The following is an 11558-nucleotide window of genomic DNA, read 5'->3' on the forward strand; positions in this document are numbered from 1 at the left end:
ATCAGCTACTGGGGGTAGGCACATTAATCAGCCAGGTGCCGCTCCCGTCATCAATATGCAGTGAGTGCTGCCAGACCCCGCCTTCTTTGCGTGTAATCTGCAACTGATAATCTCCGGGCGCTAAACTGAGCCGTTTCATGCCATCCTGGTCCACGGTATCCTGTGGTTTGCCATTGATTTCAATCTGGCTAAGTTGCGTTGCATCCGAGGCACGCAAGTATATTTCAGCCGGTGTCACTGGGGCAGGCGCCGGGGTGGGTTTGGGTGACGGTGTCACGTTATTGACTGTAGCCTTTACCGGAATCACGGCCACATCAGGTGTGCGTTCAGCCGTGAATAGATGCATACCGACCAGCACCAGCAGGGCCGCCGCAGCGATGCCACCGCCGATGATAACAGTGCGACTTTTGCGCGGTGATATGGCCGCGGGGATCGAATCCGTCTGCTCTGGCACCACCATCGGTAAAAATCGCTCTTCTTGTGCGGGCGTAAGCAGCGGCGCATCAGCCTCTGTGCCACGGTCGTTTTCTATCAGTCTGTCACGCAATTCAGCAATCGACTGCGGACGTTGATCGGGTTCGCAGGCCAGCATCTGGTCGATGGTACGCAGCAAACCGTCTGAATAGTCACTCAGGCCCCGCTCTGCCAGCGGCAGATAGTTGTCACTCAACGACCGCACCACGCTGACCGGCGGTGCTTCACCGCAAATCAACGTGTGCAGTACTGCGCCTAACGCATAGATATCGGTCCAGGGTCCCTGATCCCCATCGCGCCCTTCGCTGTACTGCTCAATCGGCGCGTAGCCTGGTTTGAGCATGATCTCGGTTTTATCAGTCAGGTGACCGATGGTCTTACAGGCGGAGCCAAAGTCGAGCAGTACCGGCGCACCATCTTGCTGGATCAGGATGTTATCGGGTGCGATATCGCGATGCAGATAGTCATGGTCGTGCAGGGTTTTCAACGCACTGAACAACGGCGGCAACATGGCACGCAGATCCGTTTCACTGCAGGGTGTAAAATCGCGCAGGTAGCGGCTTTTCAGTGTTTCACCCTGATAAAATTGCGTCACCATATAGGCCGTATCATTCGCCTGCCAGAAGCGCAGCACGTGCAGTAAATGGGGATGATTAAAGCGCCCCAGCGTTTTGGCTTCCTGAATAAAGCTGTTTAAACCAGCCTGATAGAGGCGCATAAAGCGCTCGCTGCGCAACAGCAGATGGTGATCCTCATCGCGCAGCGCAATCGAAGACGGCATAAACTCTTTGATTGCCACGGTGCGGTCCAACTCGCTGTCCCAGGCGCGGTAGACAATGCCAAAGCCACCTTCACCAATTACCTGTTGAATTTCATATTCGTTAAAGCGGTAACCGACAGGCAGCGCCTGTGACACCGATTTGCTGCTGACTTCACTCATGGGCTGTCTCCGCGCTGAAAGTGAGCTGGAATGCCGCATCCTGATAGTCGATGTTTAAATGTCTTGGGGTTGTGGTCGGGACTTCACTCAACAAATGACAGCTGATTTGTGGCAGTAAGGTTTGTGACAGTACCGCGTCCACCATACGCCCACCGGATTCGCCTTCGGTGCAGCGTTGCATAATCTGCTGGGCCACCGAGGGGGAGAACGCTGCCGTTATCGCGTGGCGATCGCGCAAGCGCTGCTGAATTTTTGCCAGACGCAAATCGATAATGCGGATCAGCATCTCATCACTGAGTGGCAGATACGGAACCACTGCCAGTCTTCCCAGGAGTGCCGCCGGGAAGATTTCACGCAGTGGCGCACGCAGCAGAGTGTTGAGTGACGCGCTGTCTGGTTGGGGAGTCGGGCCTGAACAGGCCTGAGCCAATTCATCACTGCCGATATTGGAGGTCAGAATAATGACCGTATTGCGGAAGTCGATGCGGCGGCCTTCACCATCCTCCATCCAGCCCTTGTCGAAAACCTGGAAAAAAATTTCGTGCACGTCGGGATGGGCTTTTTCAATCTCATCCAGCAGCACCACACTGTAAGGACGACGGCGCACCGCCTCGGTCAATACCCCGCCTTCACCGTATCCCACGTAGCCCGGCGGTGCGCCTTTCAATGTCGACACGCTATGCGCTTCCTGGAATTCACTCATGTTGATGGTGATGAGATTCTGCTCGCCGCCATACAGGGTTTCCGCCAGCGCCAGTGCGGTTTCCGTTTTACCGGTGCCGGAAGGCCCACACAGCATAAATACGCCAATCGGTTTACCCGGATCGTCCAGGCCCGCGCGTGAAGTCTGAATACGCTGGGCAATAGCATTAAGCGCCGCGGGCTGACCAATTACCCGATTAGCCAGGGTTTGGGCGAGATTGAGCACGGCATCGCGTTCGCTTTGTAACATCCGGCCGAGGGGAATACCGGTCCAGTCCGCGACCACACTGGCGACCACGCCGCTGTCTACCGCTGGGAAGGTCAGCGGCGTATCGCCTTGCAGTGCATCCAGCTGCTGCTGCAATGCCTGATAGCGTGCTGTACGTTCGGCATCCTGATCCATCCGCAGTTCGGCTTGTAATGCACTCATTTGCTGTGTCAGCGCCAACGCTTGCTGCCAGCGTTGATCTAACATCTGCTCTTCACTGCGCAAGAGAAGTTGTTGCTGCTGTGCGGCCGTGATACGCGCTGGCGCGGAGTCAAAACCGAGCCGAGCTTCACGTTGCGCAATCTCGATCTCCAGTTGCAGCGCAGCCAGCTGTTGTCGGCAAAACGCCAGTTCTGGCGGCTGATGGTGCAAACTCACCGCCACGCGGGCGCAGGCGGTATCCAGCAAGGCAATGGCTTTGTCTGGCAACTGACGGGCAGGGATATAGCGCTGAGAAAGGCGCACGGCGCTCTGTAACGCCTCATCGAGCAACAATACCTGATGGTGCTGGGATAGCGGTTGTGCCAGATGGCGCAGCATCAGAATGGCAGTCTGCTCGTCCGGTTCGGCCACCTGGACGGGCTGAAAACGTCGGGTCAGTGCGGGGTCTTTCTCAATATATTTTTTGTACTCCGCCCAAGTGGTCGCCCCGACGGTGCGCAGTTGTCCGCGCGCCAGCGCGGGTTTTAACAGGTTGGCGGCATCACCGGTGCCTTGCTGGCCGCCTGCACCCACCAGCGTGTGGATCTCATCAATAAACAGCACAATCGGCTGTGGACTGGCTTGCACCTGATTGATCACCGCTTGCAGGCGTGCTTCAAATTCGCCTTTTACCGATGCGCCAGCTTGTAGCAGGCCGATATCCAACAACCAAAGTTGCACCTGCTGCAGCGGCGGCGGCACACTGCCACTGGCGATGCACTGTGCCAAACCTTCTGCCAGGGCGGTTTTCCCCACGCCTGCTTCACCGGCCAGCAGCGGGTTGTTCTGCCGCCGACGCAGCAAAATATCCACCATCTGACGAATTTCCTCATCGCGTCCAACCACCGGATCGATATTACCGGCGCGCGCTTCAGCCGTGAGATCGCGTCCATACTTTGCCAACACGTTCTCACCTGCTGGCGAAGCAGATGATTGAGTGACGTTGTCACTCGCTATCTGCTGCTGCTCGTCACTGCTCTGAACATAGTCGTTAAAATCGTCCAGCAAGCGATCGGCACTAATCCGTGCAAACTCACCGGAAATCGCAACGGTGACGTGTTTTAACGCCGCGGTTTTCAGCAGGGCCAGTAACAGATGCCCACCGCGAATTTTTGATTCTCCGACACTGAGTGAGCAATAGATCCAGGCGCGTTCAACGGCGTTATCGATGTGTTCCGCAAGGTCGGTCACTGCGCTGGCACCGCGTGGCAAACGATCTAAAGCAGCGATCAGATCCTGGCTTATCAGGTCGCTATCCAGTTCAAAACGTCGCGCAATCAGCTGTAAGTCGCCGTTAGGGAGTTGCCAGAGTTGATGCAGCCAGTGCACCAGTTCGACATAGGGGTTACCACGCAGTTTGCAGAATGCGGTAGCGCTCTCAAGTGAAGTGAACAGGGTGTGATTCAGTTTGCTAAACAACACATTGCGACGGATATCTGACATGGTGTGTCCCTTTTATACGCAAAAATTTTCCCAGGTCGCCATAAATAGCGACCCTACAGGTTCAGGCAGAAACGGTCCGTAGAGTGCGCATTCATGCGCACCTGTTTTCAGCGCGAAACAGCAGGCTGATAAACCAAATCATCACGATGGCGTTTCTCGGGTTGTTGACCGAGCCAACTGGTGTAACCCAGCGGCTGATCGCTGCCGAGCGCAACGCCCCTGACATCTTCCTGATGCAGCTCCAGCTGGACTTCCCAGTCGTACTCAATGCCCAGATAGTGGCGTACCCAATCCACCACCTGCTGTGCGTTGCCTGCCCGCGGCAGCAGCAGTCGATAATCTTTGAGGCGCAGTGGGCCAAAGCGCAGACGAAACTTGTGTTGAATATCGCGCACCGCACCTCCCAGGAAGGCGGTTTCCCCCAACCGCGGCGCATGTTTACCGGCGCGAAGCTGTGCCTGTTCACGTTTCTCAATGCGCATCCACTGTGGAATGTGGTTCTTAATCATCACCGGCACCTGCAAATACCAGCTGAGGCTACGCGTCAGGCCTTCGCCATCGTGGGTTTGCCGCGTGAAGTGCCCGGCCAGCGCATAGCGCGCATGTTCTTTCAGGCTGCCGCGTTGCTGTTGCAATGCCGGTTGTCCGACACCGGTCAGGCAGGAGAGATAGTGATTAAATTGATGACGATCGGGACGGTCCAGAGCAATCGCCGGCTGTGCATCCGCCCATGCACGATAAAACAGCAGGATAAGGCGGTGGTGAAACAGATTGCAGAACGCCACCATGCTCCGGTCGCCAAAGTGCGTGACGCGCTCGTGAGCATATTCCGTCAGATGCAGCGGCAGCGGCCCGTTGGGGCCAAACAGGCCAAAGCTCCAGATATCCACTTCATGCAAATCGTCACGATTGCGCTGACGAATGCCCGCAACGGTGGCGGGCGCAAAGGCCAGCGAGGGGGACTGTCCCAGCCGTAACGGTTCATTACGGGGCAGCGGCGCGCTACCCAGTTGCCACGCACTGCCCGCCTGTGCATCCAGGCGACGCAGTAGCTGGAAAAGATCGAACTGAAAGGGCGCGGCGCGACGTTGTTGCCAAAAGTCGTCCGGCAGGCGACAAGGGATGCGCCAGCCTGGTTGCAGCACAGTCATAGCAGCGACCTCTTGCCCATTTGTGCAGGCCAATACCCAATTTCGCCGCTCTGGCTACTGTTCAGCGTCAGTTCAGTAAAGGTGTTGATGGCCACCATGCGGCTAAATAAGGTTGCCAGCACACTGCCGAGCAGCCAGGGGCTGGCGCCGCCGAATGCCTGTTCGTCCAGCGTCAGGGTGATGGCAATCCCACGCGCAAATACAATCGGTCCCGGTTCCGGTACCCGGCGAAAAACCGGGCGTAATTCACAATGGCGCACACCTTCGATCTGACGCGATGTCGCCGCTTCAGCGGTGTCGGCATACAGCCCCAATAGCTGGCGTAGTGAAGCGGCACCCTGATCGCCTTCGCTCTCCATCAGGCTGAGATAATTGAGCTGTAACTGACTGATCAGACGCCATGCGGTGGCACCCGCTGCCAGTGCGGGGCGTGGCGCGGTTGGCCCTTTACGCAGGTGAATGCCCAACACCGGAGCGGAGGTCGGAAGCGTGAACTGATCCATCCCTTGCTGCTTTAACAGCAGAGGTAAATCGCGATTGGTGCACAGTACGTCGGCCATCACGTACTGCACATCATCAGACCAGGGGGATTGCTGTTCATCTACCAGTGTGACAAACAGTTCCGAGCCGCTATAGCCAGTGCGGGTGCCGTAGATTTTGGCCTGATCCGACAGCGCACGCGCCTCGCGCCGTTGCGAGAAGTAAGCCCCGTAATTGCCCTGATCGCTGCCGAAACTGTGCCAGAACGGACGGAACACTTGTTCCTGATGCAACGCCTGGCCGCTGCCGTAGAGGCGGCTGACGCTGAACACTTCATAATCGAGCGGGTTAGTGTTATCGACCACCAGATGATAATCATTGCGGCCTTCGGTGAGCTGAATGCGTTCGGCCACGCGGGGAAACAGGTTAATGGCAGGAGTGCAGTGCAGCGCCAAATGAGAGACGTCCACCACGCTCTCCAAATCGTCATCGGCTTTATCTAACAGCAACACGATCTCCATCTCGGTTGCTCCGCGCAGCTGTTTCACCAGCGGTTGCAGCCCGCTGGTGCGGAAAAACAGGAAACGGGCAGGGAAGGCGAAGTACTCCTGCAATAAGCGGTAGCCGCTGAAATTGCGTTGGTCGTCAGGCAGCAGGGCTTCTTCGGCGGCGAATCCCTGTTGGTGCAGGGCGTCCGCCTCCAGCAGTAAATGTTGTGTATTGTCCGGGCTGCGATAGAGCACCCCGACGCAGTGCGCCATCAGCAGTGCCATTAAGCCACTGGCGGGCAGATCGGCACCGCTGAGATGAAAGCGCAGTTCCGTCATGTCGAGCTGATGTAATGGAATGTTCCCGGTGGTTTGCAGCCGGATACGCAGGGCACGTACCGCGCCACGTTGTGCCAGACTGGCGGCGGAAACCGGCAGGTTAGCTGGAATACTGCCCAGCGAGACCTCGCGCAATTGCAGCGGCAGTAACGTGACATCATGCGCAGTGCGATATTTGCAGCTAACGCCTTTGCTCTTCATTGCCTGGTTCTCAATCAGCGAGCCACGCGGAATGGAGAAGCCGCTGCTGATTTTGCCTTTCATATGATCGGGCTGAAACTCGACGATCGCCATCGAGGGGGTAGGCGCGAGATAGTTGGGGTAGATCATCTCCAGCAGCTGTTCGGTAAAACGTGGAAACTCGGCGTCCATTTTGAGCTGCACGCGCGAAGTGAGGAAAGCAAAGCCCTCCATCAGGCGTTCGATATAGGGGTCCGTAACGTCAATGCCGCTCATGCCCAGGCGACCCGCAACTTTAGGGTAGCGTTCGGCAAATTCCGCCCCCATCTCGCGCAGGTAATTAAGTTCACGGTTGTAGTAATCAAGCAGTTGAGGATTCATGCGTCCGCGTCCTTCAGGTCAAATCGGCTGTGTTCCAGATCCAGGTCGGTGCGAAACACAAAGGCCAGTGGCCAGGGGATGCACCACAAATTGCCGCTGATTTCGATGGCGAGGGTGTTGTGATTATTCAGTGCGTTAACGTCGGTCAGGCAGCGGATCTGCAGGTCGTGCGGAATGATGCGTGGTTCAAATTGCAACATGGCACGGCGCAGTGCGGTGCGCACATCGTCCCACTCAATCTCCGACATCCGTTTGCCTGCCAGCGGGGTGAGACCAAAATTAATCACCGACATACGCGCATCCGGCCAGGGTTGCAGGTCGATCTGACTTTCATTGTTGATACAGTTAAACAGCCACTGTAAATCGCGCAGCACCTGGCTGCGCAGCGTCTGATGACTGACGGTCTGGCGCCCCAGTTCGACGTTTTGTTGTTCGGGATGGTCATCGGTGAGCCGGTCAAGCAGGCTGGGGCGCATCTCATCCTGTGCTGTGACGCGCGGTTGTTTGCGCGCCTGCCAGCCGTTGAAGGTGTCGGGATGGGGTTTCATCACAGCTCCTTAAAATCAGGCGCATCAACAGGCTGCCAGTGCAGCTGGCTGGCGCTGGCATCGATCTGCCAGCGATGCAACGCATCGGCCATTAGCTGCGCATTGGTATTGTCATCACGCGCTTGCGCTTCACTGGCTTTCAGCAGCACGTCGCCACGGAAGCGCCAGGCGAGATGTTCGGCGTCCCAGGGCAGCAACAGCCAACTTTGCGCATCTTCTGCGCTGGCAATAATCAGGCGCTGATTGTTGGCTGCTACCACGTGGGCATCATGGGCGCCCACAGGCAGGTCAATCAGGGGATATCCCTGCAGGAACCACAATGGCGTGCTGGCGGACGCCCCTTGATGCAACGCGCCTGCGCCATTAATCCAGCCCTGTTTGTCACACTGCGGATGCGCCTCGAAGGTGAAGCGTGCGTCACCGGACGTTGGCCAATAGGTGCGTAACTGACAGTTATCGCTGATACGAAAACGCTGCCACGGGGTGGTATCAACCGGGGCAACGACGGGTTTGGGTTTGGGAGGGACACGCCAGTTATCTTTTGCGGTTGCATCGCCTTCACGTACTGACTTGCCAGTGTTATCAATCAGCGTCCAGTGTAGCGTGGTGAGTGCCGAACACTGGCGTTGCAGCAGTTTTCCGACCTGGGGCACGAAGGTCTCTACGGCATCCTGTTTCAATTCCCCCTGCGGCTCGAAATGCAGCGCCACGCTGTCGTCACACCAGCTTTTTACCCGGCCATCAACCACGTTATCCAGCCAGGCACTCAGGCGCAGTGTCGGTGACCAAACGATCCGCACGCTTTTCGCCTCACTCGCCCACGGCAACAACATCAGGGACAGCAACAGTGCTGAAGCGGTTTTCATGGCGATCTCCTCAATCCCGCTGTGACAGCAGAATGCGCTGCGCATCGTTGAGCGAACTGAGCAGGGTCGAGTCTTGCGGATCGCCCATCCATACCGCCATGGCGCTGAAGTTGTCACCGTTGTCGTGTGGTTTCATCCGCTGCAACAGCGCCAACCATTCTTGTGGATTGCTGACCATCCGCAGCGACTGTTCCAGATCGCTGACGCTCATTTCATGCCAGAAGCCGTCTGTGCACAGCAGAAATACATCGCCATCTTCCAGCGCGAGCACGTCGCTGTAACTGGCTTCGCGATCCTCTTTCATGCCCAGCGCGAAATAGAGCAGGTTGTGATTAATGGCATCAGCGGGATAACCGGCGTCCTGCATGCGTTGCGCCAGGCTGTGATCCCGTGTGACCTCCAGCAAATAGCCGCGACGAAAGTGATATAACCGGCTGTCGCCAGCATGGGCCCAATAGGCGAGTTGGTAATCACGATCGATAAACAAGCTCACCAGCGTCGTGCCCATATTTTTTAAGGTGTCGTGGTGATGTTGCTGCTGTTTGATGGCTTGATTCGCCGCCGCGATATACCCGCGGATCAGTTGTGCATTGAGATGATTATCACCGTCAAATTGCGTGATGATGGTGTCGCACGCCAGACGTGCTGCGGTATCGCCGCCTTGTTCGCCTGCGATGCCGTCACACATGACAAAACAGGCGGCACGTGCGCCCAGTGCGTTCGCCAGTCGATCCTGATTGCTGCTACGTTTGCCCTGATGGCTGATAGACGCGAACGTTATATTCATCATTTTTCCGTTTTTTGCGTTTGCAGGTCTTTGTAATGGTTCACTTCGACGTCGTAGGCGTGCAGGAAGGCTTCGCCAAACAGGGTGTGAAAATCGTCATCAATTTCACTGGCGATGGTCTGATAGCGCTTCACGAAGCTGTCCCAGCGTGCCGCTTTACGTGAAGCGGTAAACAGGTGGCGACCGCTCTCTTCCTGCTGCAGGTTGTCAGGATTAAAGGATTGCAGCATCGCGGTGATGATGGCGCGGATACCCGCAATCATCCCCAGTTGGTGCGCCTGCAAATCCACCAGCGCATCACGCACCGCTTTTTCCGGCTCCATAAAACCCGGCATCTGGCTGCTGAACATCTGCACCAACACACTTTTTCCCGACGGCAGCAGCTTAAAGGGGTTGTTGGCCTGTTCGAGGATCATGGTCATTTCGGCATTGACGCCGCGCTTTAACATGGTGCGTGAAGAGAGCAGTGCCACGGTGCCTTGCGAAAACAGGCTGAGCAGCTGGCCAAGCAGATGCATCTGCTCCTGGTCGAGATGCGGTTTGGCATCAATATCCGCGAGATCCGCACCGTTAAGAAACGCCTGTAGCAAATCGGCATCGACACCCGGCGTATTGGCGGCACGGCGCTGGGCGGCGGTTTTATAGCTGACCGGGTCGATACCCATACGCCCACTGGCGCGGCTGGCATTGGAGTGTTCAGGGCTGATTTGCTGGACACGAGGTGTGGGAATGGGAGCTGGTTCTGCGGGTTGCGGCATGGGCTGTGCAGGAGCGGGGGTGTGCAATGTCGCGATCGCGGGGGCGGCTTCAGGTTGGAACAGATCGGGCGGCGTGAGGGGCTGCGCCTGACCGTTCATCAGACCAAAAGGATCGTTATCATCAGGCTGAGCATTACCGTTAGCGCCAAACAGTGCTAACGGATCAAGTTCGGTTTGTGGTTGCTGGTGGGCTACCTGAGGTTGATCGCGCAGGGTAGTGGGCGTGGCGTCCTGCAGGATTGTTGGCTGCTGGAACAGGTCACTGCCAGCGAACAAGCGTGCGGGGTCACTCTCACGTACATCCAGCTGTGCCAGTTCGGTGAATTGTTCTTCATGCGCGAGCGGATCAACTGGATTGATATTTTTGGCTGCCGGTTGCGTCAGCGGGTGATGGGCATCCGCTGCAACAGGGGCCACTTTCGGCGCGGCGAAATCGCGCGACAGGCTGTCCCAAATCTCGCCGGGCACGTCAGAGGGGATGCCACGCTTGATGGATGTTGCCTGAGTTGCCTGTTGAGTGGGTTGACGCGGTGCCGGTACTTCCCCAGCAATGTCGCTCACTTCCAGCGTGTAATCACCAATGCCCAGCAGATCGCCACTTTGCAGTTCAACCTGGCGACCGTGCTCGAGGGGAATACCGTTGAAATCGACGTTAATCACATTGCCGCGATTGGTGATGCGGCACTCGCCTTCGGCGGAGGTGTGCACCAGCAGTTGCAAACGGGAAATGGTGCGGCTGTCGTCGGGCAGGATAAAGTTGTTGTCTTCACTGCGGCCAATGGTACCGCCCGGCGGATAGAAATCGACGCTGGTCAGCGGAGGCTGCACGCCGTTTTTACTTTCAACAAGAGTGAATCGCATAGGCATTACCTGCAAAAGTGATCTTGCATCTTCAATTTGGCAACGTTGTAGCGGCGCGATTTGTCGCGCATATAACAAGCATTGCAAGCGTTAAACTCGCGCGATAAATCGCGCTGCAACGGTTGGGTCCGGCCAGGCAGGCGGCAGGTAGCCGCCTGCACAAGTCGAACGAAACGATTAAGACGCGGTGTTGGTTTTAATATTCCAGCCGAAGGTGGTGTCGGCACCTGCAGCACCGTCTTCGGACTGCTGGGTGTAAATCTCTTCCACCTGCGCGGCCTGGAACGAGTACTCAATCCCTACGGTGTCATCGTCACGTGAACCGGTGAACTGCACGCTGGTCACCAGCACTTCGGTCAGATTGATTTTGTTGTAAATAATCTGTGAGCCACCGGCTTTGGTGACGTGAAACTCAAGAGTGGGGATGTGTTTACCGTTGGAGCAGTACAGCATCAGCGTGGGTGTCGCTTTATCGATACGGGCATGCACGTGCAGGTCTTGATAATTCACCTTACCTGCACCGCCGCCGCCACCTACGCTCATGTTGTTTGGCTGGTTGGCACCCCAGTTGAAAGAGAGAATGTCGATCCAGCCCGTGTGTGCCGAGTCTTTTGATTCACCTTCAACACCTTCTGGCTTCAGATACATTGCGATGGTCATGCGGGTCGAACTCCTTTAGTAATGAACAAGC

Annotated in this window: 9 protein-coding genes; all 9 read right to left on the bottom strand. The window is 56.8% G+C overall.

Annotation, left to right across the window (positions count from 1 at the left end):
* Nucleotide 1: 1 nt before the first annotated feature.
* Nucleotides 2–1414, bottom strand: a complete 1413-nt coding sequence (locus ACPUC8_RS23335) for a serine/threonine protein kinase (protein ID WP_494927480.1) — start codon at nucleotides 1412–1414, stop codon at nucleotides 2–4.
* Nucleotides 1407–4028 (bottom strand): type VI secretion system ATPase TssH, encoded by a 2622-nt coding sequence (tssH, locus tag ACPUC8_RS23340; protein WP_494927481.1) that lies wholly within the window; start codon nucleotides 4026–4028, stop codon nucleotides 1407–1409. Before tssH ends, ACPUC8_RS23335 begins: the two co-directional genes overlap by 8 nt.
* A gap of 107 nt (nucleotides 4029–4135) precedes the next feature.
* Complete coding sequence (gene tssG / locus ACPUC8_RS23345; RefSeq protein ID WP_494927482.1) at nucleotides 4136–5179, bottom strand: type VI secretion system baseplate subunit TssG; 1044 nt, start codon at nucleotides 5177–5179, stop codon at nucleotides 4136–4138.
* The gene (gene tssF / locus ACPUC8_RS23350) at nucleotides 5176–7047 is read right to left on the bottom strand and encodes a type VI secretion system baseplate subunit TssF (protein WP_494927483.1); all 1872 of its coding nucleotides are present in this window, start codon (nucleotides 7045–7047) and stop codon (nucleotides 5176–5178) included. The genes tssG and tssF overlap by 4 nt, the downstream gene beginning before the upstream one ends.
* Nucleotides 7044–7595 carry a type VI secretion system baseplate subunit TssE gene (gene tssE, locus ACPUC8_RS23355; protein ID WP_058969991.1) on the bottom strand — a complete coding sequence of 184 codons (552 nt, stop codon included), beginning with the start codon at nucleotides 7593–7595 and terminating at the stop codon, nucleotides 7044–7046. The genes tssF and tssE overlap by 4 nt, the downstream gene beginning before the upstream one ends.
* A complete protein-coding gene (locus tag ACPUC8_RS23360; RefSeq protein WP_494927484.1) occupies nucleotides 7595–8461 on the bottom strand; it encodes a hypothetical protein in 867 nt (288 codons plus the stop codon). The genes tssE and ACPUC8_RS23360 overlap by 1 nt, the downstream gene beginning before the upstream one ends.
* 10 nt (nucleotides 8462–8471) lie before the next feature.
* A complete protein-coding gene (locus ACPUC8_RS23365) occupies nucleotides 8472–9248 on the bottom strand; it encodes a PP2C family protein-serine/threonine phosphatase (RefSeq protein WP_494927485.1) in 777 nt (258 codons plus the stop codon).
* Entirely contained in the window at nucleotides 9248–10867 is a 1620-nt protein-coding gene (tagH, locus tag ACPUC8_RS23370) for a type VI secretion system-associated FHA domain protein TagH (protein ID WP_494927486.1), read from the bottom strand. The genes ACPUC8_RS23365 and tagH overlap by 1 nt, the downstream gene beginning before the upstream one ends.
* A 177-nt stretch (nucleotides 10868–11044) precedes the next feature.
* Nucleotides 11045–11527: an Hcp family type VI secretion system effector gene (locus ACPUC8_RS23375; RefSeq protein WP_034823617.1), complete on the bottom strand. Its 483-nt coding sequence runs from the start codon at nucleotides 11525–11527 to the stop codon at nucleotides 11045–11047.
* Nucleotides 11528–11558: the final 31 nt, after the last annotated feature.

The sequence above is a fragment of the Pantoea sp. CFCC18177 genome (assembly GCF_059412425.1).